Genomic DNA, 23,743 nt, shown 5'->3' with positions numbered 1-23,743 from the left:
ATACGCTGGATCGGTGGAGACTCGCGAGCTGCGCTATTTCCTCGCGGTGGCCGACGAGCTGCACTTCGGGCGGGCCGCCGAGCAGCTCGCGATGGCCCAGCCGCCGCTGTCACGTGCGATCGCTCAGCTGGAGCGGCGTCTCGGAGCCGCACTGTTCGTCCGTACGCCCCGCGGTGTCACCCTCACGCCTGCCGGTGAGACCTTGCAGCGCGAGGGCCGGGCAGCACTCGCGGCCGTCGAGGCGGCCGAACGCCGGACCCGCCGCACGGTCGAGGCGGCCACCCGGGCCTCCGTCGTCCTGACCGCGAAAGCCGGTGCGTCGAGCGAGCTGATGGCCAAGCTGCTCGACGCCTACGCTGCCGAGCCCGACGCCGCTGAGGTCGAGGTGCTGCTGAGCCCGCCGGGTCACCAGGCGGCGATGCTGCGCGACGGGCGGGCCGACGTCGCGATCCTGCACCGTCCGTTCGACGACCTGAGCGGGTTCGATCTCGAAGAGCTGACGACCGAGAACCAGGTGCTGGTGCTGCCCGCCGGGCACCCGGCGAGCGCGATGACGTCGATGACGGTGCAGGAGGCGGCCTCGATCCCCGATCTGCCGCTGCCGCGGTGGCCCCACCTCGACGGGACCTACCCGGACGGCCCCGGCCCTGAGCTGCGCGACCAGACCCAGATCCTGCAGCTCGTGCGGCTCGGCCGGACGGCGATCATGCTCCCCGAGTCGGCCGGCTCGAGCGTGCGCGAGGGGCTGGCCGTCGTCCCGATCTCGGACGCTCCGCAGGTCACGACCGTCATCGCCTGGCCGCCGCACAGCACCTCACCGGGTGTGGCTGGTCTGGTCCGCACCGCGGCCCGGCTGTGAACCGCTCGTGAGGCGCTACGCCTGGGGCGGTGGGGACTGGTCACGGCCGGTCTCGCGCAGCTGACGCGCGAGCCGGTCGCGCTCGGCCTCGTCCGTCACGAGAGCCGACCGGCCGGTGTCAGTGAGGCGTACGACGTCGCTCACCGCCACGTACCCGGCGCCTTCCAGGGCCGCCAGGTGCTCGTCGAGCGTGGCGTCGGGGAGAGCGACCAGGCGCTGCAGCGTGGCCCGGTCGAGCGCACCGGTAAGGACCAGCGCTGAGCACAGCCGCCGGCGTACCGGGTTGTGCAGCACGGGCTCGAGCGAGGGCGTGCCCATCGGTTCAGCGTACGGGCCTAGAATCGTGGCGTACCCCTGCACTCGACGCCGAGGAGCCACCATGCCGCAGACCGTCAAGGGAGTCGTCGCCCGCGCGAAGGGGGAGCCGGTCGAGCTGGTCGACATCGTGATCCCCGACCCTGGGCCGGGTGAGGCGGTCGTCAAGGTCGAGGCCTGCGGGGTCTGCCACACCGACCTGCACTACCGCGAGGGCGGCATCAACGACGAGTTCCCGTTCCTGCTCGGGCACGAGGCCGCAGGCACGGTCGAGGCCGTCGGCGAGGGCGTCACCGACGTCGCGCCCGGTGACTTCGTGATCCTCAACTGGCGGGCCGTCTGCGGGCAGTGCCGTGCCTGCCGCAAGGGGCAGCCCTGGTACTGCTTCGACACCGCCAACGCCGAGCAGAAGATGACGCTGACGGACGGCACCGAGCTGTCGCCCGCCCTGGGCATCGGCGCGTTCGCCGAGAAGACGCTCGTCGCCGCCGGTCAGTGCACCAAGGTCGACCCCGACGCCGAAGCCGCTGCGGTCGGCCTGCTGGGCTGCGGCGTGATGGCCGGGTTCGGCGCCGCGGTCAACACCGGCAACGTCGGGCGCGGCGACTCGGTCGCGGTCATCGGCTGCGGCGGGGTCGGCAACGCCGCCATCGCAGGCGCGTCCATCGCCGGTGCCACCACGGTCATCGCGGTCGACGTCGACGACCGCAAGCTGTGCCGCGCCAAGGACTTCGGCGCCACGCACACCATCAACAGCAAGGAGTCCGACACCGTCGAGGAGATCAAGAAGCTCACCGGAGGTTTCGGCGCGGACGTCGTCATCGAGGCGGTCGGGCGACCCGAGACCTACGAACAGGCTTTCTACGCAAGGGATCTCGCGGGCACGGTCGTGCTCGTCGGCGTACCCACACCGGACATGAAGATCGAGCTGCCGCTCATCGAGGTGTTCGGTCGCGGCGGCGCGCTGAAGTCGAGCTGGTACGGCGACTGCCTCCCCTCGCGCGACTTCCCGATGCTGGTCGACCTCTACCGCCAGGGTCGGTTCGACCTCGACGCGTTCGTCACCGAGAAGATCGGCATCGGCGACGTCGAGGCGGCGTTCGAGGCGATGCACGGCGGCGACGTGCTGCGCTCGGTGGTGGTCCTGTGAGCTCGGCAGAGACCGTCGTCGACCGTGACGGCGTGCGCATCGAGCGGGTGATCACCGCGGGCACGTTCAGCCTCGACGGCGGCACCTGGGACGTCGACAACAACGTGTGGATCATCGGCAACGACGACGAGTGCGTGGTGATCGACGCCGCTCACGAGGGCACACCGATCCTCGAGGCGATCGGTGACCGCACCCTCACCGCGATCCTGTGCACCCACGCGCACGACGACCACATCAGCGCCGTCGGTGAGGTGTACGACGCCACCCAGGCGCCGTCGTACCTCCATCCGGCCGACCGCGCGCTGTGGGACCGGGTGTACGACGAGGTCGAGCCCGACCGCGATCTGGCCGACGGCGACCGCATCGAGGTCGCGGGCGTGACGCTGGAGGTCATCCACACGCCGGGCCATGCGCCGGGCGCCTGCTGCTTCTCCGTGCCCTCGCTCGGGGTCGTGCTCACCGGAGACACGCTGTTCCAGGGCGGGCCCGGAGCCACCGGGCGGTCGTTCAGCGACTTCCCGACGATCATCGACTCGATCCGCGACCGGCTGCTGACGCTGCCGCCCGAGACGGTCGTACTCACCGGCCACGGCGACTCGACCACGATCGGCGCGGAGGCCCCGCATCTGCAGGAGTGGGTCGACCGCGGCCACTAGGCTGGCTCCGTGCAGATGCTGAGCGAGCTCGACACGGCCCTGGCCGTCGTCCTGCTGCTGCCCGTCGCACACGTCGTCCTCGGCACCTCCGTCGCAGCGGCCGTGAGCGTGCTGATCGCGGTCGTCGCAGCAGTCGCTCTGGCTGTGCGACCGACCGTCTGCCGCTCCGTCGTGGTCGATCGCCGCCGGCGCGCGTGGCGATCGCTGCTCGTCGCGCTGCGACGGCCGGACCTGCCCGGCCGACGGCGGCCGCGCGCCCCCGGCCACAGCCCGGCGGGCGCCTGACCTCTCGGGCTCTCCCGCCTCCGGTCCACCTTTCTCGTTCCACCCTCACCGGAGGTCCCTGCTGTGCCGTCCTTCCTCGACCCTGTCGTGCTGCTGCTCCACGCCGTCCTCGTCCACCTCACCGACGTGCTCCCGGCGGGTCTGGCCGTCGTCGCCCTCACCTGCCTCGTCCGGCTGGCGCTGCACCCGCTCGTGCGGTCGGCGTACCGCGCTTCGCGTGACGGCCGCGCGGGCTGTCTGCCGATCTTGGTGCAGATGCCGGTCATCTCGGTGGTCTACCGGTTGTTCACGACCACCACCATCGCCGGGCACGCCAACCTGCTGCTGAGCCAGAGCCTGCTCGGAGCGCCCCTGGGCCTGCATCTCGTCGCCGCCGCGGGCTGGCAGGTGGCGGTGTTCGCCGTGCTGCTGGTGGCTGTCGCGGCCGTGGCGTGGGCGTCGTACCGGTTCACGCGGCGTACGGCGACCGCGCCGACTCTCCCCGAGAGCGCCACTCCCGAGATGGCCGCGGCGATGGAGCGGACCGCCCGGGTCCTGCCGGCTCTGTCGTTCGGCACCGTGATCGCGGTGGCTGTGCTGCCGCTCGCGGCCGGCCTCTACCTGCTCACCTCGACCGCCTGGGCGCTCGCCGAGCGGCTGTGGCTGCACCGCGCGTACGGCCCCCGCGTCGTAGCCCCCTGACGCACCCGGGTACGCCGGTCCGCGGGCTCGCGCGGTCCGGCGTACCCGCCCGTCGTCGTTAGACTCGGCGCCGTGACTCTGCAGATCTATGACACCGCGACCCGTTCGCTGCGCGACTTCGTCCCGCAGCACGAGGGCAAGGCGGGCATCTACATCTGTGGACTCACCACTCAGGGCTCGCCCCACATCGGGCACGTCCGGTTCACCGTGGCGTTCGACATCCTGCGCCGCTGGCTGACCACCGGCCACGGCCTCGACGTCACGCTCGTGCGCAACGTCACCGACATCGACGACAAGATCCTGCGCAAGTCGGCCGAGCACGACGCCGACTGGTTCGCCTGGTCCTACGCGCACGAGCGTGAGACCAGTGACGCGCTCGACACGCTGGGAGTCCTGCGACCGTCGTACGAGCCGCGCGCCACCGGGCACGTCCCCGACATGGTCGAGATCATGGAAGCCCTCATCGAGAAGGGCCACGCCTACCCCGCGCCCGACGGCAGCGGCGACGTCTACTTCGACGTGAAGTCCTGGCCCTCGTACGGCGAGCTGACGCGCCAGTCGCTCGACGACATGGAGCCGGCGGAGGACGCCGACCCGAGGGGCAAGCGCGACCCACGTGACTTCGCGCTCTGGAAGGGCCGCAAGTCCGACGAGCCGCGCTCCGCGTCGTGGCCGACCCCCTATGGCGAGGGGCGGCCGGGCTGGCACCTGGAGTGCTCGGCGATGGCGCGTCGTTGGCTGGGCGACACGTTCGACATCCACGGTGGTGGCATCGACCTGCGGTTCCCGCACCACGAGAACGAGCAGGCCCAATCACGTGCTGCCGGAATGGGATTCGCGCAGTACTGGATGCACAACGGCTGGGTCACCCTGTCCGGCGAGAAGATGAGCAAGTCACTCGGCAACACGCTCACGGTCGAAGAGCTCACCAAGACCGTGCGCCCGATCGTGCTGCGCTACTACCTCGGCGCTGTGCACTACCGCGCGACGATCGAGTACCACGAGGGTGCGCTGGCCGAGGCCGGCGCCGCCGTCGAGCGCATCGAGAGCTTCCTGCAGCGAGCCGACCCGTCGTCGTACGCCGACCGGTCGCCTTCCGTACCAACGGCTTTCGCCGACGCGATGGACGACGACCTCAACGTGTCGGGCGCGCTCGCGGTGGTGTTCGACGCGGTGCGCGAGGGCAACACCGCACTCGACGACGGCGACACCGACGTGGCGCGCGACCGCGCCGCTGAGGTCGTCGCCATGACGAGCGTGCTGGGGGTCAATCCGCTTGACCCGCACTGGAGCTCGTCGGTCGACTCACGCGCGGAGGACGCGCTGAGCGTGCTCGTCGAGGCGCTGATCTCACAGCGCAAGGCGGCTCGCGCCGACAAGGACTTCGCCACCGCCGACACGATCCGCGACCAGCTGGCGGCGGCCGGCGTGGCGGTCGAGGACACCCCTGATGGTGCGCGCTGGTCGTTGGCCCGCCCCGACGCCGACACCGAGAAGGACTGACATGGCAGGCAACTCGCGTCGTAAGGGCGCCATCCGCAAGGCCGGCTCCAAGAAGGGCATGGTCGTCGGCAGCGGCGGCCAGCGCCGTCGCGGGCTCGAGGGCAAGGGGCCGACGCCCAAGGCGGCCGACCGCCCCAACCACAAGGCGCACAAGGCGGCCAAGCGCGCCGAGAAGTCGGCGTCGGGGACCGGTGGGTCGGGCGGCTCGGGCGGTGGCTCGCGGCCGCGCTCGTCGGGCGGTCGGCGTTCGAAGCAGTCGTCCGAGGTCATCGCCGGCCGCAACTCGGTCGTCGAGGCGCTGCGTACCGACATCCCCGCGACCACGATGTACGTCGCCGGTCGGGTCGACTCCGACGACCGGGTGCGCGAGGCGCTGAAGATCGCCGCCGACCGGGCGATCCCGATCCTGGAGACTCCCCGCGGTGAGCTCGACCGTCTCACCGACGGCGCTGTGCACCAGGGCCTCGCGCTGCAGGTGCCGCCGTACGACTACGCCCACCCTGGTGACCTGATCGACCCCGAGGCACCGGGCATCCCGCTGGTCGTGGCGCTCGACGGCATCACCGACCCGCGCAACCTCGGCGCCATCATCCGCTCGGTGGCGGCGTTCGGCGGGCACGGCGTCGTCGTACCCGAACGTCGTTCGGTCGGCATGACCGCAGCAGCCTGGAAGACCTCGGCCGGTGCTGCCGCGCGCGTGCCCGTTGCGTTGGCAGGCAACCTGACTCGCACGCTCGAGGACTTCCGCAAGGCCGGGTTCTTCGTGCTCGGGCTCGACATGGACGGCGACGTGTCGCTGCCCGAGATCACCCTTGCCGACGAGCCGCTGGTGATCGTCGTCGGCTCCGAGGGCAAGGGCCTGTCGCGCCTCGTCGGCGAGACGTGTGACCAGATCGTGTCGGTGCCGATGAGCTCGGCCGTCGAGTCGCTCAACGCCGGCATCGCCGCCTCGGTGACGCTGTACGAGATCTCGCGCCAGCGCGCGCGTGCGTGACAATGTCGCTGCTCGAGAACGCGCGCGTGACGGGTCCGCTGGTCGAGTAGGTGCGCTGCGTAGCGGTCGGCGTACGAGATGTCTTGTGGGACAGCCTGACTCGCTGAGTCAGTCGGTGCGAGCGCGCACGGGGATGGACTCGGTGTCGACGCCGACGACGGCCTTCTCATCCGGCTTGTCGGGGAGCACGGTCGCGACGTAGTCGACGATGGCCTCCTCGATGGTGACGTCCTCGCCGCGCCGTTCCGACATGTACCAGCGGTGCTCCAGCACCTCGTGGAAGATCTCGGCCGGCTCCAGCTTGGCGCGCATCGAGGCCGGCACCGTGCGGGTGATGGGCTCGTAGATCTTGGTGAGCCAGTCGTACGCCACGAGCTCTTCGTCGTCGTTCTGCCGGTCGGTGGCGGCGCGGTAGGCGTCCAGGTCGTTGAGGAGCCGGCGCGCCTGGTTGTCCTCCACGTCGAGACCGGTGAGCCGCAGCAGACGGCGGCAGTGGTGGCCGGCGTCGACGACCTTGGGCTGGATCTGGATCTCGGTGCCGCCGATGTCGGTGGTGATGTCGAGCTCGCCCACGTCGAATCCGAGGTCGTTGAGGCGGCGGATGCGTTCCTCGACCCGCCACCGGTCGCCGGTCTCGAATCGCTCGCGCTTGGTAAGCTCCTCCCACAGCGAGCGGTAGCGCGTCATGATCTGCTCGCTCACATCGACCGGGTCGACGTCCTCACCGATCAGGCCGCCGGCCTGCAGGTCCATCAGCTCGCCGGCGATGTTGACGCGGGCGATGTCGAGGTCGTGCTCGCGCTGGCCGTCGCTCAGGCTGTCGTGCAGCTCGCCGGTCTCGGCGTCGACGAGGTAGGCCGCGAACTCGCCGGCGTTGCGCTTGAACAACGTGTTGGACAGCGACACGTCACCCCACCAGAACCCGGTCAGGTGGAGGCGGACGAGCAGCACCGCGAGAGCGTCGACGAGCCGGTCGGCCGTGTCGGGGCGCAGCGTCTGACTGAGCATCGCGCGGTAGGGCAGCGAGAACTGCAGGTGCCGCGTCAGCAGACAGGCGTCGAGCGGCTCGCCCGCGGCCGTCGTACGTCCACTCACCACACCCACGGGTACGACGCAGGGCTGGCCGAGGCGTCCGAGGTTGCGCAGCATGGTGTACTCGCGGCGCGCGAGGTCGGCCTTGATCTCCTTGACCGCGATGACTCGGCCCTCGAGGCGGACGAACCGTACGACGTGCCGCGAGATGCCGCGGGGGAGCGCGGCCAGGATCTCCTCGGGCCACTCCTCCAGGGGAACGTCCCAGGGCAGGTCGAGCAGCGCGGGGTACGGGCGCGCGGCCGTGAGCTCCAGAGCCACGTCTCGCATCGTCCCACCGTCGGCCCGTCCGCGCACCAACCCCGGCCCTCGCCGCCCAGCCCAGCGGTTCGCTCGCCCGGCCGTGGGGTCGGAACTGAGTTCTGGTGGTCTGACCGGATTCGAACTCGGTCAGACCACCAGAACTCAGTTCTGACGGGGCTATGGATGAATGTGCCCGCGCGGCCACGTTATCCACAGGGCGTCAGCGGGGGAGCGCGCGATCCGCCACGGTTGGATGCATGACCAGTGCAGATCTCGACAGGCTGGCCGAGTCACGTGCCGGTCTATTCCGCCGGCAAGAGGCCGAGCAGCTGGGCGTCAGCGCGTTCGAGCTGAGGCGCCTCGTCCAGGCCCGACACGTCCGCCAGGTGATTCGCGGGGTGTACTCGACGTGCCCGGAGCCTGGCTTACCGAGTGCCCGACTCGTCGAGCTGAGCCAGGCGATGCTCGTGAGCAACGTCCATGCGGCAGCAGCGGGTCGGTCTGCACTGGCCCTGCACGGCATCGACCTGTTCGGCGTGAGCTACGAGCGGGCGCAAGGAGTGTGGACCAACAAGAGTGCGACGCGGTCGACGCCGAGCGTCATCATTCGCCGTCCGTACGTCATGCCGCAGGTGAGTGACGTCGAGGGCTGGGCGGTGGAGGACGTCGCCTGGGCTGTTGTCGACGTTGCTCGTGATGCAGGTGTCGTCGCAGGCGTGGTTTCCGCGGATCACGCGCTTCGGGTCGGGTCGGTCACCCGGGACGACCTCGAACGGGTGATCACGGTTCTTCATGGGTGCAGTCGGCTGGGGCGTGCATCACGGATGCTGGAGCTCATGGACGCTCGAAGTGAGTCCGTGGGTGAGACGAGGTTGAGGCTGCTGCTCAGGGGTCTGGGCATCGACGTCGAGACGCAGTTCGAGATCGCCATGGACGGGCGGAGCGGTGCCTGCGCCGACTTTCGCGTGGTCGGAACCCGTGTCCTGATCGAGTTCGACGGCGAGGTGAAGTACCAGGGCGATGACGGCGCGAAGGTGCTCGTCGCCGAGAAGCATCGGGAGGACGGCCTGCGCCGAGCGGGATGGACCGTCGTTCGCGTGGTGTGGGCGGACCTGCAGCGTCCGAAGGTGATCCAGGCGAGGATTCAGGCCGCGCTTGCGCTGGCTGCCTGAACCACGAGCAACGCCAGAACTGAGTCCTGGTGGTTTGACCGAGTTCGAACTCGGTCAAACCACCAGGACTCAGTTCTGGCGGTGGGCGGCTGACCGGGGGTACGCCGGGAGCTGAGCCCCGGCGTACCCCGCCTCTGTCCTCCTAGACCTCAGTCGCCGAGGCGTTCGCCGGACTCGGGGTCGAACAGGTGCACGTGGCCCTCCTTGGGCGTGAAGTGCACGGTGGCGCCCTTCTCGGGCGGGGTGCGACCGTCGACGCGCGCGATCATCTGCAGCTGTTCATCTCCGATGAGCGTGTGGCCATAGACGTAGGCGTCGGCGCCGAGCTCTTCGACCACGTCGACCTCGACCGGGATGCCCTGAGCGCTGTCGTTGAGGACGAGGTCCTCGGGGCGGACGCCGAGCGTGACGCGCTGACCCGCACCCGACAGCGCCCCGCGCTCGACCGGGTGCACGACCGAGCCGAGCTCGACGCCGCCGTCGGTGACGGGCACGTCGAGGAGGTTCATGGCGGGCGAGCCGATGAAGCCGGCGACGAACACGTTGTTGGGGTGGTCGTACATGCGGCGCGGGGTGTCGCACTGCTGGAGCAGGCCGTCCTTGAGCACGGCGACGCGGTCACCCATCGTCATGGCCTCGGTCTGGTCGTGCGTGACGTAGACCGTCGTGACGCCCAATCGCCTTTGGAGAGAAGCGATCTGGGTGCGGGTCTGCACGCGCAGCTTGGCATCGAGGTTGGACAGCGGCTCGTCCATCAGGAACACCTGCGGCGAGCGGACGATCGCCCGGCCCATCGCCACACGCTGCCGCTGGCCGCCCGAGAGCGCCTTGGGCTTGCGGTCGAGGAACGGCTCGAGGTCGAGGATCTTGGCCGCCTCGAGCACGCGCTCCTTGATCTCGGCCTTGGGCGTGCCGGCGATCTTGAGCGCAAAGCCCATGTTGTCGGCGACGGACATGTGGGGGTAGAGCGCGTAGTTCTGGAACACCATCGCCACATCGCGGTCCTTGGGCGACAGGTCGGTGACGTCGCGGTCGCCGATCAGGATGCGCCCGCCGTTGACCTCTTCGAGGCCGGCGAGCATGCGCAGGGAGGTGGACTTGCCGCAACCGCTGGGACCGACCAGGACGAGGAACTCGCCGTCCTCGATGTCGATGTTGAGCGCGTCGACCGCGGGCTTGTCGGAGCCGGGATAGACGCGGGTCGCTTGGTCATAGGTGACTGTTGCCATGGGTGGAGCCTTTCCGTCACCGGCAGGAACGTGCCGGACGATCCGTTGTGATGGAACACCGGGCCATGGGGACCCGGTCGCTCGATCCTGCCTCATGTGACCTGGGTCATGGGGCGAATCGCCCGGTACGCCGACGCCGCGGCTTCGCGGACCGCGCTGGCTGGCCCACTGCAGAATTTCTGCAAGATCTTGCAAGACGCTGCAGGAGTCGGGCACTATGACGCAGGTCACATCACACATCTGGTCGCCGTGGCCCCCGGATCGTCAAGGAGCTCTCTCGTGTTCACACGCCCCTTCGCCATCGCTGTCGGAGGGTCGGCAGCTCTCCTGCTGGCCGCTTGCGGCGGTTCGTCCGACTCCGGGAGCAGCGCCTCCGGCTCCGCCGCGCAGACGCCCCCGGCAGCGAGCTCGGGTGCCGGCGACTCCGGTGCGCCGGCCGCCGCGCCGACCACGGTCTCGACCAAGGACCCGGCCCGCGACGCCAAGGCCGACCTGGTGATCTGGTCCGACGCCGACCGTGCGCCCGTGCTGAGCAAGTACGCCGCGCAGTTCGGCGAGGAGAACGGCATCACCGTGGCGGTGCAGATCGTCACCGACGCCCGCCAGCAGTTCAAGGACGCCACCAAGGTCGGCAAGGGCCCCGACGTGCTTGTCGGTGCGCACGACTGGCTGGGTGAGCTCGTCCAGAACGCCACCGTCAGCCCGGTCAACCTCTCGGCCGCCGACCAGGCGAAGTTCCAGCCGCAGGCGATGGCCGCGACGAAGTTCAACAGTCAGGTCTACGGCGTGCCGTACGCCGTCGAGAACATCGGCCTGATCCGCAACACCGAGCTCGCGCCCGAGGCGCCCAAGACGATGGACGACCTGCTGTCCACCGGCAAGAAGCTCGTGGCCAGCAAGAAGGTCACCAACATCCTCGCCCAGCAGATCAGCAAGAAGGGTGACGCCTACAACGGCTACCCGTACCTGTCGGCGTACGACGGTGGCATCTTCGGCACCAAGGCCAACGGCGACTACGACCCGGCCAAGGTCATCGTCGGCAGCCCCGGCTCGGTCAAGGGCGGCCAGCTGCTCGCCAAGATGGGCAAGGCGGGCGCGCTGTCGACCAACATCGACGACAAGAACGTCGACACGCTCTTCAACTCCAAGAAGGCGCCGTACATGATCAGCGGCCCCTGGGCGATCGACAAGGCCAAGAAGGCCGGCATCAAGTACGCCATCAGCCCGCTGCCGAGCGTCGAGGGCGGCGGCTCGATGAAGCCGTTCCTCGGTGTGCAGATGTTCTACGTCTCGGCCACGGCCAAGAACGCCGCGTTCGCGCAGGAGTTCGTCACCAGGTACGTCCCGCGCCAGGACGTGCAGGAGGCGCTGTTCACCGCCGGCAACCGGCCGCCGGCCCTGAAGGCGGCCTACGACAAGGTCTCTGCGGCCAACCCCGACGTGAAGGCGTGGTTCGAGGCGGGCAAGGAGGGCAAGCCCATGCCCAACATCCCGGCCATGAACTCCGTCTGGGAGCCGATGGGTCTCGCGATCGCCGACGTGATCTCGGGCAAGGCGCAGCCGCAGGCGCGGTTCACAGCGGCGCAGAAGGAGATCGTCGCCAACATCGCCAAGGGCTGACCGCCCACGGGGTGCGACGGGTGCCCGCCACCCGTCGTACCCCACCTCTCCCTGCTGACCTGCGACACCCACGGAGTAGTGCATGAGTACGCCGACCGCGCAGCGTGTCGAGCCCACCGGCCTCGGCCCGGTGAAGACCCCGATCTGGGCTATTGCGTTGAAGTGGCTGGCGATTGCGGCTGCTGTCGCGCTCGCGTTCTACGTCGCGACGAAGCTCGCGGACGACGGCCACTGGTTCGCGGTGAGCCTGGTCGCGATGGTCGCGATCGCGGTGCTCGCGGTCTACGGCACGCGGCGTGCGGTGCCGATGAAGTACCTCCTGCCCGGCATGCTGCTGTGCCTCGGGCTGCAGGTGTGGCCGATCGCGTACACCGTGATGACGTCGTTCACCAACTACGGCGACGGGCACCTGATCAGCAAGCAGGACGCCACCGAGCAGAACATCGCCTACTCCGTCCGTGAGGTGCAGGGCGCTCCGCGTTACCAGCTGTCGGTGGCGGTGAAGGCGGGTGACCCGGTCGCCACGGGTGAGCCGCACTACCTGCTGACCGCACCCGACAAGAAGACGTACGACGGCACAGCGTCCGGGCTGGAGCCGCTCGACCCGAACGGCTTGGTACGCAACGGGATCGGGCGCATCACCCAGGCTCCGGGGTTCACCGTCCTGATGCCGCGGCAGGTCAACGCCCGGCAGGACCTGCGGTCGTTCGCCGTGCCCACCGACGACGGCGGCGGCATCAAGGCCGTCGGCCTGTCGGAGGCGTTCGAGGGCAAGCCGACCCTGACCTGGGACAAGGGTGCGGGCACCCTCACCGACACGGCCACCAAGAAGGTCTACGTCGCACAGGACGCACGCTGGGTGCCGCGCGACGGCCAGGGAGAGGCACTGCCCGTCGGGTGGAAGGAGAACGTCGGCCTGGACAACCTGAAGGAGGTCACGACCAACTCCACGATCCGCGACGGATTCGTCAAGATCTTCGCCTGGAACCTCGTCTTCGCGTTCTTGTCGGTGGCGACGACGTTTGTGCTCGGCATGCTGATCGCGTTGCTGTTCAACGACTCTCGCATGCGCGGCCGAGGGATCTACCGGTCGCTGATCATCCTCCCGTACGCCATCCCGAGCTTCGTGACCGCGCTGCTGTGGGCATCGATGTTCAACCAGGACTTCGGCCTGGTCAACGACCTCACGGGCCTGCACGTCGACTGGCTCGGTAACCCGTGGGCGGCCAAGGCGGCCATCCTGATCACCAACCTGTGGCTGGGTTTCCCGTACTTCTTCATCGTGTGCACTGGTGCGCTGCAGTCGATCCCGCACGACGTGCTGGAGGCCGCCAAGGTCGACGGCGCCTCACCATGGCGCACCATCCGGTCGATCATCTCGCCGCTGCTGATGGTGGCGGTCGGACCGCTGCTGATCGCGTCGTTCGCGTTCAACTTCAACAACTTCGGGCTGATCTACCTGATGACCAAGGGCGGGCCGTTCGTCGAGGGTGACGCGTCGATCGGGTCGACCGACCTGCTCATCACCTATGCGTTCCGCCTCGCGTTCAGCGGCAACAACCCCAACTACGGGCTGGCGTCGATGGTCTCGATCTTCATCTTCGTGATCGTCGCCCTGATCAGCGTGCCGGCGTTCCGTCGTACGAAGGCCCTCGAGGAGGTCAACTGATGGCTGCCATCTCGCAGACCACCGCCGTCGCGGTGCCCGACGAGGTCGTCGACCGTGAGCCGCCGCGCGGGTCGGGTCGCACCTGGTGGCGGCACCTGCTCGGAGTGATCGTGCTCGTGTGGGCGCTGTTCCCGGTGCTGTTCCTGCTGTCGGCCGCGCTCAACAAGACCGGTTCGCTGTCGACCACCGAGCTGATGCCGACGTCGTTCTCGGGCTACAACTTCGACCGGCTCTTCAACGACGAGTCGCGGCCCTTCACGACCTGGTACAAGAACTCGCTCATCATCGCCGGCGGCGGCGCACTGGCGACGGTGTTCATCGGCGCGTGTGCGGCGTACGCGTTCTCGCGCCTGCGTTTTCGCGGTCGCCGCCCTGGTCTGCTCGCGCTCCTGCTGCTGCAGCTGTTCCCGGGACTGCTCGCCGTCGTCGCGCTCTACCTGACCTTCTCGCACATCGGTGACGTGCTCCCGCCGTTCGGGCTCAACACCACGATGGGCCTGATGCTCGCCTACCTCGGCGGCGCGATGGGCTCCAACATCTGGCTGCTCAAGGGCTACTTCGACACCGTCCCGCGCGAGCTCGACGAGGCCGCCCTGGTCGACGGTGCCTCGCACGCGCGCATCTTCTTCACGATGACGCTGCGGCTGGTGATGCCGATCCTGGTCACGGTGTTCATGCTCGCGTTCGTCGGGCTGTTCGGTGAGTTCATGCTCGCGAGCATCTTCCTGGTCGACAGTGACCAGCAGACCCTCGCGGTCGGGCTCTACGGCATGAACTACGGCAACGAGGCCAACCGCCTCTACGGCCAGTTCGCGGCCGGTGCGCTGCTCGGGTCGGTGCCGACGGTCCTGCTCTACCTCGCGTTCCAGAAGCAGCTCATCAGCGGCGCGACGAGCGGGTCGGTGAAGTGAGCGGTCATCGTCTCGGCCTGCCACACCACGACGGGTCGCCGCTGTACGTCTCCACGTCCGCGCCGGCGCTCGACGAGCGGGTCCGCGTCCGCGTACGCGTCCCGCACGAGTACGCCGTTCGCGCGCTCCACGTCCGCCAGGTCACCGACGCAGAGCCTGAGTTCCGTTCGCTGGCACAGGTTTCCAGCGACGAGCGCGAGTCGTGGTGGGAGGGCGAGGTCGTCTGCCACAACCCGGTGACGTCGTACCGGTTCGTCCTCGAGGGCGGGCCGACGGGCTATGCGTGGCTCAACGGCTCCGGGCTGCACGAGCGCGATGTGCCCGACGCGGCCGACTTCCGGCTGGTGGCCTACGACGCCCCGCCCGCCTGGGCGCTGGACTCCGTTGTCTACCAGGTGTTCCCGGACCGGTTCGCCCGGTCGAGTGCCCGCGGTCCGGTCGCCGACGAGGCACCCGGGTGGGCGGTGCCCGCCGAGTGGGACGACCCCGTCGCCATCGAGGAGCCGACCGTCGCGACCCAGCTCTACGGCGGTGACCTCGACGGCGTCCGTGAGCACCTCGACCACCTGGAGCGGCTCGGGGTGACGACGCTCTATCTCACGCCGTTCTTCCCGAGCGCGTCCAACCACCGCTACGACGCGTCGTCGTTCGAGCAGGTCGACCCGCTGCTCGGCGGCGACCGTGCGCTGCGTGAGCTCGCTGCGGAGTGCCACCGGCGCGACCTGCGACTGCTCGGCGACCTCACGACCAACCACACAGGCGACACCCACGAGTGGTTCGTCGCTGCGCAGGCCGATCCGCAGGCGCCGCAACGGGACTACTACCTCTACGACGAGAGCGGCGACTACGTCTCGTGGCTCGGGGTGCCCTCGCTGCCCAAGCTCGACCACAGCGACCCGGGTCTGCGGCGCGCGCTCTTCGACGACCCGACCAGCGGCGTACGCCGGTGGCTGCGCCCCGAGGCCGGTGACGACGCGCTCGACGGTTGGCGGGTCGACGTCGCCAACATGACCGGCCGCTGGGGAGCGCAGGACGTCAACCACGACGTCGCCCGCCACATGCGGGCCACGGTGGTCGACGAGCGACCCGACGCCCTCCTCATCGGCGAGCACACCCACGACCACAGCCAGGACGCCCGCGGTGACGGCTGGCACGGCGTCATGAACTACTCGGGTTTCACCCGCCCGGTGTGGACCTGGTTGCGCGACAAGGGTTCTGCGCCGAAGTTCCTCGGTGCCCCGGTCATCGTGCCGCGCCTCGGCGGTGACGCTGTGGCGGCGACCATCGACGAGTTCGGGGCGATCGTGCCGTGGCGTACGCGCGTGCACAGCTTCACGCTCGTGGGCTCGCACGACACGACGCGAGTGCGCACGCTGGTGGGCGACGACGCGGCGTACGTCGTCGTCGCAGCCGGTGTGCTCCTGGCGCTGCCGGGCATCCCGATGATCACCTACGGCGACGAGATCGGCATGGAAGGGACGTTCGGCGAGGACGGGCGCCGCCCGATGCCGTGGGACGAGTCTCGTTGGGACCACGAGATATTCGAGTCCTTCCGCAGGCTGATCGCCGCACGTCGCGAGCTCGCGGCCCTGAGCCGCGGAGGGATGCGCTGGGTGGCCACCGACGACGACGCGCTGGTGTTCCTGCGTGAGCTCGACGGCCAGACGGTTCTCGTGATGTGTACGCGCGCGGCCGCCTCGGTCACCGCTCCGGTGCACCATCTGCCCGACGTCTCACGCGCACGCACTGTGCTCGGAACGACGTTGCGGCGTCACGGTTCTGACGTGATCATGGCTGCGGACGGACCACAGGTGTCGATCTGGGTCTGGGGCGAGGACGGGGTGAGCTGATGGGGATGCGGCTGTCGGAGGTGGCCGCGCACGCCGGCGTCAGCGAGGCGACCGTGAGCCGGGTCCTCAACGACCGACCGGGTGTCGCGCAGGCGACGCGCGAGGCGGTGCTCACCTCGGTCGACGTGCTCGGCTACGACCGGCCGAGCGCGCTGCAGCGTCAGATGGTCGGCATGGTCGGCCTCATCGTGCCGGAGCTGACCAACCCGATCTTCCCGGTCTTCGCGCAGACCATCCAGACCAGCCTGGCGAGCTCCGGCTACACCGCGGTGCTGTGCACCCAGGCGCCCGGCGGGGTTCACGAGGACGACTACCTCGGCATGCTGCTCGCCCGTGGTGTCGCCGGCGTGATCTTCGTGAGCGGTCAGCACGCCAACCTCGACGTGGGCGTCGAGCGCTACCTGGCCCTGCGCAGCCGGGGGCTGCCGATGGTCTTGGTCAACGGGCACCGCGACGAGATCGACGCTCCGTCGCTGTCCAACGACGAGGCGGCCGCGGTCGACCTGGCCGTCTCGCACCTGGTCTCGCTCGGTCACGAGCGGATCGGCCTGGCCACCGGCCAGCACCGTTACGTGCCGGTGGTGCGCAAGGTCGAGGCGTTCGACCGGATCATGCGCGAGCGGGTCGGCGTCGACGATCCGAGCGAGCTCGTGGCCGAGACGTGGTTCAGCGTCGAGGGCGGTGTCCTCGCGGCCCGGACGCTGCTCGACAGAGGCGCGACGGCGATCGTCTGCGGCTCGGACCTCATGGCGCTCGGCGTCGTGCGCGCCGTCCGTCAGGCCGGTCTGCGGGTGCCGGAGGACGTCTCGGTCGTGGGCTACGACGGGGCGCTCATCTCGGGCTACACCGACCCGCCGCTGACGACCGTGCGTCAGGACGTCGGCGCGATGTGCGAGGCGGCCGTGCGCGCGCTGGTCGACGAGATCGGCGGCCGGCCCCAGCCCAGAGGTGACGCGTTGTACGCACCTGAGCTCGTCGTACGCGCCTCGACCACTCGCGTACGCACCTGACCGTCGCTCAGCGGGTACGCCGTTCGAGCACCTCGCGCAGCACGGCGACGGCCTGCGCCGGGTCGCCCACGCGGTGCTGGGCGGCGGTCGGGCCCTCGCCGACCTTGACCGTCACATGGCTGTGGTGCTGGAGCACCGCGAAGGCCTTCTCATCGGTGACGTCGTCGCCGAGGTAGAGCGTGGCTTCGCTGGCCGTGATCGATGAAAGGGCTTGCAGCGCAACGCCTTTGGACACGGCGACGACGCTCAGCTCGACGACGTCCTTGCCGCGCATCGCGTGGATGCCGGGGTCGGAGTCGGGGATGCGCAGGGCGGCGGCCGTGGCGGACTCGGCCTGGGCCGCTTCGACGCCGCGGGTGTGCAGGACGACGCCGACGGGCTTGTGCTCGATGCGCACGTCGGGGTGACCGGCCGCGATCTCGTGCAGCTCGGAGGCGGCGCCGACGAGCCTGTGCCGAGCGGCGTCGTCCATCTGGTCGCCGAGGTCGAGGTCGACGCTGGTCTCGGCGCCGTGCGAACCGATCAGGACGACGGGTGAGTCATCGGGCAGCTCGGCGAGCAGGCGCAGGGTCGCCAGGTCGCGCCCCGACACGATCGCAGCGGTCACGCCCGGCAGCTCTGCCAGCGACACGAGCGTGTCGATGGAGCCGGGCAGGGGGCGCGAGGTCATCGGGTCGTCGACCAGGGGTGCGAGGACGCCGTCGAAGTCGGAGGCGATGACCACCTTGGACCGTGCGACCAGTCGGTCCAGTGCGGTGACGAGTGCAGGAGGCAGGGCGGACATGACGACTCCCGTCAGGCGGTGGGCTTCTCGGGCGCGAGGCGCAGGGCGTCGAGGTACTTGGTCGCCCACGCCTGCACGTCGTTCTTGGCGACCTGCTTGCGCAGCGCGCGCATCCGTCGTGACCGTTCGTCGGCGGGTGTGTCGATGGCGGTGAGGATGGTGTTCTTGAGCGCCTCGATGTCGTGCGGGTTGCACCGGAACGCCTGCTTGAGCTCGCCGGCGGCCCCGGTGAACTCGCTCAGGACGAGCGCGCCCGGGCCGTCGTGACAGGTGACGTACTCCTTGGCGACGAGGTTCATGCCGTCGCGCAGCGGGGTGACGAGCATGACGTCGGCGGCGCGGTAGAGCGCGGCCATCTCCTCGCGCGGGAACGAACGGTGCATGTAGGTGACGGCCGTCGAGCCGATGGGGGAGTAGGCGCCGTTGATGTTGCCGACGGTGCGCTCGACCTGGTGGCGCAGCTCGCGGTAGGCGTCGACCCGCTCACGGCTCGGCGACGCGACCTGCACGAGCATCGTGTCCGTCGGGTCGAGGCGACCGTCGCGCAGCAGCTCGTCGAACGCCTTGAGCCGGTGGCGGATGCCCTTGGTGTAGTCGAGGCGGTCGACGCCGAGCAGGATCGTGCGGGGGTTGCCGAGCTGTTCGCGGATCTCGGCGGCGCGGGCCTTGACCGGCTCGGACTCGGCGAGGGCTGCCAGGTCGGCCGCGTCGATCGAGATCGGCACGGCGGCCGCACGGACGCGCCGGTCGCTGTCGGGCACCTCGACGACGTCGCCCTTGGTCTTGGCCATCAGCAGCCGGCGGCAGGCGCGCAGGAAGTTCTCGGCGTCGGCCGGCCGCTGGAAGCCCAGGAAGTCGGCCCCGAGCAGGCCCATGAGCAGGGAGTGACGCACCGGCAGCTGAGCGAACAGCTCGACCGGCGGGAACGGGATGTGGTTGAACCAGCCGATGCGGACGTCCGGCCGCAGCACGCGCAGCATCCGCGGGACGAGCTGCAGCTGGTAGTCGTGGATCCAGACGGTCGCGCCCTCGGCGGCGACGTCGGCGACCCGTTGGGCGAAGCGTCGGTTGACCTTCTCGTACGCCGCCGCCCAGCTGCGTCGGAACGTCGCCGGCACGATCACGTCGTGGTAGATCGGCCACAGGCTGTCGTTGCTCTGGCCTTCGTAGTAGGAGGTGACCTCGTCGGCGCTGAGCTCGACAGGCACGAGCAGGAGGTTGTCGTCCTTGAACGGCTCGGGCGCCTCGTCGGCCTGGCCGGACCAGCCGACCCATGCGGCGTCGCGACCGCGCATGACCGACTCCATCGCGGTCACCAGGCCACCGGGGCTGCGCTGCCACTCGACCGAGCCGTCGGTGGTGACCACCCGGTCGACGGGCAGCCTGTTCGCAGCGATCACGAAGTCGTACGTGTGTGCTGAGCTCACTTCAACCCCTTCGCCTTCACGTGCTTCGGAGCCTATCCGGCGGGCCTGGACGGCCTGTGCGTCGCCTGACCGCTCGCGTCAGGGCGGTGACGACGGCGTGTGACCGGCGTTACATTCAGACATGCGCATCAGTGATGTCATCCGCCACAAGGGTCAGTCGGTCGTCACGATCTGCAGCGACGCGACGATCCAGGACCTCGTCGCGCTGCTGGCCGAGCACCGCATCGGCGCTGTCGTGGTGTCCGACGACCCCGACGCGGGAGTCGTGACGGGGATCGTCAGCGAGCGTGACGTCGTCCGCGCGCTGCAGGGCGCCGGGCAGGGGTTCTTCGCGACGCCCGTCTCGCAGATCATGACCGCCGACGTGCACACCTGCGCGCCGGACGAGGAGATCGAAGCGGTCGCTCGAGAGGTCACCGATCGGCGTATCCGGCACGTCCCGGTGCTCGTCGACGGACAGCTCGCCGGCATCGTCAGCATCGGCGACATCGTCAAGCACCGCATCGACGAGCTGCAGATGGAGCGCGACCAGCTGACGACGTACATCCAGGGCTGATCGCCGGCGCGACGCGAAAGGCCGGCGCTCTCGGCGCGCTCTGAGCAGACGTTCAGACTCGACCGCATACCGTGGAGCCCATGACCGCTGATCCGCGCTCCGAAGGCGACCCGGCGACGGCTGCCCACCGTCTGCCACGGGGTGGCCTGCTGCGTGGTGTGCACGGTCCCGGCGGTCAGGAGGACCACACCACCGAGCTGCCGCCGGCGTACGAGACGCTCGGCCCCTACCGCCTGGTCTCCAAGCTCGGCGAGGGCGGCATGGGCGTCGTCCACAAGGCCCTCGACGCGCACGGCACCGAGGTCGCCATCAAGGTCCTGCGCACCCACATCGCCCACGACGCCGACGCGCGCGACCGGCTACGCCGTGAGGTCAGCACGCTCGCGCGGGTCCAGCACGAGTCGGTCGCGCCGGTGCTCGACGCCGACGTCGACGGTGACCGCCCCTACCTCGTGACCCGCTACGTCCCAGGCCCGCCGCTCGACGACGTGGTCGAGGAGCGCGGTCCGCTCGGTCCGCAGCAGCTGGTCACGCTCGGCCGCGGGCTCGCCGGCGCGCTGCGCGAGATCCACGCCGAGGGCATCGTCCACCGCGACCTCAAGCCCGGCAACGTGCTGATGGTCGGCGACGACCCGGTGCTCATCGACTTCGGCATCGCGCACGTCGCCGACGACGTCCGGCTCACGATGACCGGCCTGGTCATGGGTACGCCGGGCTACCTGTCTCCCGAGGTCGTCGAGGGCGCGCCGGTCACCGAGTCGACCGACTGGTGGGGCTGGGCGGCGACCCTCGCGTTCGCGGCGTCGGGGCAGGCGCCGTTCGGGCGCGGCCCGATGCCGGTCGTGCTCGACCGTGTCACCCGCGGCCAGGCCGATCTGTCTGGTGTCGACGAGCGTCTGCGCCCCTTGCTCGAGAGCGCGCTGTCGCCGGTGCCCGAGCACCGCCCCACCGCCGAGCGCGTGCTCGCCGAGATGGAGGAGTACGCCGCCGGCGGCCACACGACCGGCATCCCGGTCACGCCGCCCGGTGGTGCGGCCGGAGCGGCCGGCGTCGGTGCCGCCGGTGCTGCCGCAGCAGGTGCCGCCGCGGGTGCGTACGCCGGTGGCCACGTCGCCGACGACGAGTCGGCCCGCCGCTACGCCCGTCCCGCGACCGAGCCGATCCACCAGCGATCGGCCCACCCGCAGACGCAGCAGACGCCTCGCGCCGACGCCACGCAGGTGACGCCGGTGCGCCAGCCCGACCCGACCGGCGTACTGCCCGTCGCGCCCGCAGCCACGCCCTACTCCGTGTCGTCCCCGCCGCCGGCGCCCGCGTCCGGTGCGCGCCCCGCGTCGTACGCCGCAGGTCCGCAGACCGGGCAGTACCCGGGCGCCCAGCCGACCGGCGTACAGCCGTCGCAGCCCTCGAGCCAGGCGGCGCGGTGGCAGGCCGGACCCGGTCCCGGCCCGGCTCCGGCGAGCCAGTGGCAGCCGCCGGGCTCCGACCCGCGCATCGGGCAGCCGGCGCGCAGCTGGACCCTCACCGCCCTGCTCGCGGCCGCCGTCGGGCTGTGCGCGATCCTGCCGATCCTCGGGTTCACGCTGCTCGTGCTGTGGAGCCTGGCCGCGCGGCTCGTCGACCGCTCGATGACCGCGATGGTGCTGCGCCGCTACGAAGGCGGACGCCGCAGCACCGACGGGCTGATGGCCGCGATCTCCTCGCCCTGGCACCTGTTCAGAGCGGCGCTCGCGACGCTGTTCGCCCTGCTCGTCCCCCTGTTCGTCGGAGGCTGTGCCGCGGTCACGACCGCGCTCGCCCTGTCGATGCGCGACGGCGACAGCCCTGCCCTCGACCGTGGCCTGCCGCTGGCGGTCGGCGCTCTCGTGATGGCCTGGGTGCTGTGGTGGGGTCCGGGTGGCACCTCGATGCGGCGCGGTTCGCGCAGCATGGTGCGCGGCGCCTTCCCGTCGCAGCCGATGACCCAGATCGGTGTCGGCATCGCCGTCGTCATCGCCCTCGGCTGCGCGGCGCTGTCGGTCAGCAGCGGCGGTGAGATCGGCTGGTGGCCGCTCACCGGTGCGCCCGACTGGTCGTTCAACGACTGGCTGCCGGACCTGTCCCAGGGCTGACCCATGAGTGACGAACGACCCCGTCGACGGCCGCGTGAGCGGCTGCTGCGCGGTGAGCCCGTCACCGAGCCGCTGCCGATCTCGGAGTCGCTGCGGCTGACGCCCTACCGCGACCCGCGGGTCAGCCTCGCCCCCGAGGAGGAGGCCGAGACCCGCAAGAGCCTCGACCTGGCCGTGCGGGTGGGCGAGCTGCTGCTGCGCTGCGGCGCCGGCACCCGTGACGTCGAGGCCAGTGTCGTCGCGGTCGCCGCCGCGGCCGGGCTGCGCCGGCTCGAGGTCGACATCACCAACCAGTCACTGCTCGTCCAGTGCCCCTCGTCGTCCGGTACGCCGGTCACGCTGCTGCGCGTCGTGCGCTCCTCCACCCGTGACTTCGCCCGCCTCGCCGCCGTCCACCAGTTCGTCGACCGCATCGTCAGCACCGAGTTCGACATCGACCGAGCGTTCGAGGAGCTCAAGGCGATCCAGCGTGAACCGCGGCTCTACCCGCGCTGGCTGGTCATGCTCGGGTTCGGCGGTCTGGCCGGCGGTGTCGCGATGCTGCTCGGCGGCCAGCGCGTCGCCGTCGTCGTCGCGGTGATCTCGTCGATCCTCATCGACGTGCTCGGCCGGTGGCTCGCGCGACGCGGCCTCCCGGCGTTCTACGTCGCGGCTGCGGGCGGTGCGGTGTCGACGATGCTCGCGTGGGCGGCGTACAACCTCTCGCAGAACCTCCCCGACGACTACCAGATGAGGAGCACCGGGTTCGCCGTCGCGGTGGCGGCGGGCATCGTGGTGCTGCTGCCGAGCCGCACGATGGTGGCGGCGGTCGAGGACGCGGTCACGGGCTATCCGGTCACCGGAGCCGGGCGCTTGCTGACAGTCGTCCTGGCCGCGGCCGGCATCATCGTGGGCGTGGCTGCCGGGCTGCAGCTCAGCCTGCGCATCGACTCGGCGTTCGACCTCGACCTGAGCAGTCCCAACTCCCTCAAGCTCGACCAGCTGACCAACCCCAACCCCGGCCTGGCGCTGGCTCTGATCGGTGGTGCGATCGGTGCGTTCTCGGGTGCGGTCACGATGCGTTCGCGACCGCGCATGCTGCTGCCCACCGCCGGGCTCGGTCTGGGCGCCGCGGCGGTCAACTACGGCCTGAGCCACGGCCTCGACGTCGGCGCGACGACCGCGGTCGCCATCGCCGCGGTCGGCGTCGGCATCGTCGGGCGCATGCTCGCGCTGCGGCTCGGCGCACCCGCGCTCGTGCTCGTCGTACCCGCCGTCTCGCCCCTGCTGCCCGGACTGCGGATCTTCCGAGGCATGTACGAGGCGATCGCCGGCAGTGCGGTCGGCGCCGAAGGTGTGGCCGACCCCGGCACCGGTGTCGCGTCGCTGGTCGGAGCCGCTGCCGTGGCGCTCGCCATCAGCACCGGAGTCGTGCTCGGCGACGTCATGTCGGCCCGTTTCGACCGGCCGATCGTGCAGCGTCGTCGGGCCCGTCGACGCTGATCCGAGGGCCTTATACAGCATCTCGGGCGGGTCCACCGGGCTTGCGGAGATGTTGGCCAACGTGTGATTTCGTTCGTAACGTTTCGCCCGTGCGGGTCGATGTTCCCGCCGAGTGCAGCCCGATCCCGGGCCGCCGGACACAAC

The 23,743-nt window shown here is 70.2% G+C and carries 21 protein-coding genes and 1 pseudogene; 17 read left to right on the top strand and 5 right to left on the bottom strand.

Annotation, left to right across the window (positions count from 1 at the left end; translation table 11 throughout):
* Positions 1 to 13: 13 nt before the first annotated feature.
* Positions 14 to 859: a LysR family transcriptional regulator gene (locus tag VV01_RS15290; RefSeq protein WP_050670628.1), complete on the top strand. Its 846-nt coding sequence runs from the start codon at positions 14 to 16 to the stop codon at positions 857 to 859.
* A 15-nt stretch (positions 860 to 874) separates the two neighbouring features.
* Here VV01_RS15290 and VV01_RS15285 read toward each other — a convergent pair whose 3' ends face one another.
* Entirely contained in the window at positions 875 to 1,177 is a 303-nt protein-coding gene (locus VV01_RS15285; RefSeq protein ID WP_050670627.1) for a winged helix-turn-helix domain-containing protein, read from the bottom strand.
* Positions 1,178 to 1,238: 61 nt separating this feature from the next.
* Between VV01_RS15285 and VV01_RS15280 the strand changes: the two genes are divergently transcribed.
* The 6 genes from VV01_RS15280 to rlmB all read left to right on the top strand — a co-directional run bounded on the left by VV01_RS15280 (position 1,239) and on the right by rlmB (position 6,443).
* Positions 1,239 to 2,324, top strand: a complete 1,086-nt coding sequence (locus VV01_RS15280; RefSeq protein ID WP_050670626.1) for an S-(hydroxymethyl)mycothiol dehydrogenase — start codon at positions 1,239 to 1,241, stop codon at positions 2,322 to 2,324.
* Positions 2,321 to 2,980 (top strand): MBL fold metallo-hydrolase, encoded by a 660-nt coding sequence (locus VV01_RS15275; protein WP_197275056.1) that lies wholly within the window; start codon positions 2,321 to 2,323, stop codon positions 2,978 to 2,980. Before VV01_RS15280 ends, VV01_RS15275 begins: the two co-directional genes overlap by 4 nt.
* 15 nt (positions 2,981 to 2,995) lie before the next feature.
* Entirely contained in the window at positions 2,996 to 3,265 is a 270-nt protein-coding gene (locus VV01_RS15270) for a DUF6412 domain-containing protein (RefSeq protein ID WP_071606582.1), read from the top strand.
* A gap of 63 nt (positions 3,266 to 3,328) precedes the next feature.
* Positions 3,329 to 3,946, top strand: coding sequence for a YidC/Oxa1 family membrane protein insertase (locus VV01_RS15265; RefSeq protein ID WP_050670624.1), 618 nt, complete (start codon positions 3,329 to 3,331; stop codon positions 3,944 to 3,946).
* A gap of 72 nt (positions 3,947 to 4,018) precedes the next feature.
* Positions 4,019 to 5,449 carry a cysteine--tRNA ligase gene (cysS, locus tag VV01_RS15260; protein ID WP_050670623.1) on the top strand — a complete coding sequence of 477 codons (1,431 nt, stop codon included), beginning with the start codon at positions 4,019 to 4,021 and terminating at the stop codon, positions 5,447 to 5,449.
* A gap of 1 nt (position 5,450) precedes the next feature.
* Positions 5,451 to 6,443, top strand: coding sequence for a 23S rRNA (guanosine(2251)-2'-O)-methyltransferase RlmB (gene rlmB, locus VV01_RS15255; RefSeq protein WP_050670622.1), 993 nt, complete (start codon positions 5,451 to 5,453; stop codon positions 6,441 to 6,443).
* 108 nt (positions 6,444 to 6,551) lie between these two features.
* Here the strand turns inward: rlmB and VV01_RS15250 are convergent, their stop codons facing one another.
* Positions 6,552 to 7,796, bottom strand: coding sequence for a DUF4032 domain-containing protein (locus VV01_RS15250; RefSeq protein ID WP_050670621.1), 1,245 nt, complete (start codon positions 7,794 to 7,796; stop codon positions 6,552 to 6,554).
* Positions 7,797 to 7,957: 161 nt separating this feature from the next.
* Here VV01_RS15250 and VV01_RS24945 point away from each other — a divergent pair.
* Positions 7,958 to 8,170: pseudogene (locus VV01_RS24945) on the top strand (type IV toxin-antitoxin system AbiEi family antitoxin domain-containing protein); the annotation flags it as partial.
* A gap of 264 nt (positions 8,171 to 8,434) precedes the next feature.
* Positions 8,435 to 8,950, top strand: coding sequence for a hypothetical protein (locus VV01_RS24420; protein ID WP_231635248.1), 516 nt, complete (start codon positions 8,435 to 8,437; stop codon positions 8,948 to 8,950).
* A 149-nt stretch (positions 8,951 to 9,099) separates the two neighbouring features.
* Here VV01_RS24420 and VV01_RS15240 read toward each other — a convergent pair whose 3' ends face one another.
* Entirely contained in the window at positions 9,100 to 10,179 is a 1,080-nt protein-coding gene (locus tag VV01_RS15240) for an ABC transporter ATP-binding protein (RefSeq protein ID WP_050670619.1), read from the bottom strand.
* Between the two features lie 279 nt (positions 10,180 to 10,458).
* Here VV01_RS15240 and VV01_RS15235 point away from each other — a divergent pair, with 279 nt between their 5' ends.
* The 5 genes from VV01_RS15235 to VV01_RS15215 all read left to right on the top strand — a co-directional run bounded on the left by VV01_RS15235 (position 10,459) and on the right by VV01_RS15215 (position 17,239).
* Positions 10,459 to 11,799, top strand: a complete 1,341-nt coding sequence (locus VV01_RS15235) for a sugar ABC transporter substrate-binding protein (RefSeq protein WP_071606405.1) — start codon at positions 10,459 to 10,461, stop codon at positions 11,797 to 11,799.
* Positions 11,800 to 11,881: 82 nt separating this feature from the next.
* Positions 11,882 to 13,468 (top strand): ABC transporter permease subunit, encoded by a 1,587-nt coding sequence (locus VV01_RS15230; protein ID WP_082221014.1) that lies wholly within the window; start codon positions 11,882 to 11,884, stop codon positions 13,466 to 13,468.
* The gene (locus tag VV01_RS15225; protein WP_050670618.1) at positions 13,468 to 14,379 is read left to right on the top strand and encodes a sugar ABC transporter permease; all 912 of its coding nucleotides are present in this window, start codon (positions 13,468 to 13,470) and stop codon (positions 14,377 to 14,379) included. Before VV01_RS15230 ends, VV01_RS15225 begins: the two co-directional genes overlap by 1 nt.
* Positions 14,376 to 16,229: a glycoside hydrolase family 13 protein gene (locus tag VV01_RS15220; RefSeq protein WP_050670617.1), complete on the top strand. Its 1,854-nt coding sequence runs from the start codon at positions 14,376 to 14,378 to the stop codon at positions 16,227 to 16,229. The genes VV01_RS15225 and VV01_RS15220 overlap by 4 nt, the downstream gene beginning before the upstream one ends.
* The gene (locus VV01_RS15215; protein ID WP_050670616.1) at positions 16,229 to 17,239 is read left to right on the top strand and encodes a LacI family DNA-binding transcriptional regulator; all 1,011 of its coding nucleotides are present in this window, start codon (positions 16,229 to 16,231) and stop codon (positions 17,237 to 17,239) included. The genes VV01_RS15220 and VV01_RS15215 overlap by 1 nt, the downstream gene beginning before the upstream one ends.
* A gap of 7 nt (positions 17,240 to 17,246) precedes the next feature.
* On the opposite strand, the gene otsB is transcribed toward VV01_RS15215, so the two are convergent.
* On the bottom strand, positions 17,247 to 18,023 hold the full coding sequence (otsB, locus tag VV01_RS15210; protein ID WP_050670615.1) for a trehalose-phosphatase: 777 nt from the start codon (positions 18,021 to 18,023) through the stop codon (positions 17,247 to 17,249).
* An 11-nt stretch (positions 18,024 to 18,034) separates the two neighbouring features.
* Complete coding sequence (locus VV01_RS15205) at positions 18,035 to 19,450, bottom strand: alpha,alpha-trehalose-phosphate synthase (UDP-forming) (RefSeq protein ID WP_082221013.1); 1,416 nt, start codon at positions 19,448 to 19,450, stop codon at positions 18,035 to 18,037.
* 121 nt (positions 19,451 to 19,571) lie between these two features.
* Here VV01_RS15205 and VV01_RS15200 point away from each other — a divergent pair, with 121 nt between their 5' ends.
* The 3 genes from VV01_RS15200 (at position 19,572) to VV01_RS15190 (ending at position 23,599) form a co-directional block, all read left to right on the top strand.
* Complete coding sequence (locus tag VV01_RS15200; protein ID WP_050670613.1) at positions 19,572 to 20,006, top strand: CBS domain-containing protein; 435 nt, start codon at positions 19,572 to 19,574, stop codon at positions 20,004 to 20,006.
* 80 nt (positions 20,007 to 20,086) lie between these two features.
* On the top strand, positions 20,087 to 22,117 hold the full coding sequence (locus VV01_RS15195; RefSeq protein ID WP_050670612.1) for a serine/threonine-protein kinase: 2,031 nt from the start codon (positions 20,087 to 20,089) through the stop codon (positions 22,115 to 22,117).
* A gap of 3 nt (positions 22,118 to 22,120) precedes the next feature.
* Positions 22,121 to 23,599, top strand: coding sequence for a threonine/serine exporter family protein (locus tag VV01_RS15190; protein WP_050670611.1), 1,479 nt, complete (start codon positions 22,121 to 22,123; stop codon positions 23,597 to 23,599).
* The last annotated feature ends 144 nt before the right edge of the window (positions 23,600 to 23,743 follow it).

This window comes from Luteipulveratus halotolerans, assembly GCF_001247745.1.
Classification (GTDB): Bacteria; Actinomycetota; Actinomycetes; order Actinomycetales; family Dermatophilaceae; genus Luteipulveratus; species Luteipulveratus halotolerans.
This window is presented reverse-complemented; position numbering and strand designations above follow the sequence as displayed.

Bases quoted from the DNA above. Each gene is read 5' to 3' on its own strand.
- VV01_RS15225 (WP_050670618.1), top strand. From the start codon at position 13,468: ATGGCTGCCATCTCGCAGACCACCGCCGTCGCGGTGCCCGACGAGGTC.
- VV01_RS15215 (WP_050670616.1), top strand. From the start codon at position 16,229: ATGGGGATGCGGCTGTCGGAGGTGGCCGCGCACGCCGGCGTCAGCGAG.
- VV01_RS15190 (WP_050670611.1), top strand. From the start codon at position 22,121: ATGAGTGACGAACGACCCCGTCGACGGCCGCGTGAGCGGCTGCTGCGC.
- VV01_RS15270 (WP_071606582.1), top strand. From the start codon at position 2,996: ATGCTGAGCGAGCTCGACACGGCCCTGGCCGTCGTCCTGCTGCTGCCC.
- rlmB (WP_050670622.1), top strand. From the start codon at position 5,451: ATGGCAGGCAACTCGCGTCGTAAGGGCGCCATCCGCAAGGCCGGCTCC.
- otsB (WP_050670615.1), bottom strand. From the start codon at position 18,023: ATGTCCGCCCTGCCTCCTGCACTCGTCACCGCACTGGACCGACTGGTC.
- VV01_RS15195 (WP_050670612.1), top strand. From the start codon at position 20,087: ATGACCGCTGATCCGCGCTCCGAAGGCGACCCGGCGACGGCTGCCCAC.
- VV01_RS15200 (WP_050670613.1), top strand. From the start codon at position 19,572: ATGCGCATCAGTGATGTCATCCGCCACAAGGGTCAGTCGGTCGTCACG.
- VV01_RS15240 (WP_050670619.1), bottom strand. From the start codon at position 10,179: ATGGCAACAGTCACCTATGACCAAGCGACCCGCGTCTATCCCGGCTCC.
- VV01_RS15285 (WP_050670627.1), bottom strand. From the start codon at position 1,177: ATGGGCACGCCCTCGCTCGAGCCCGTGCTGCACAACCCGGTACGCCGG.
- VV01_RS15230 (WP_082221014.1), top strand. From the start codon at position 11,882: ATGAGTACGCCGACCGCGCAGCGTGTCGAGCCCACCGGCCTCGGCCCG.
- VV01_RS15280 (WP_050670626.1), top strand. From the start codon at position 1,239: ATGCCGCAGACCGTCAAGGGAGTCGTCGCCCGCGCGAAGGGGGAGCCG.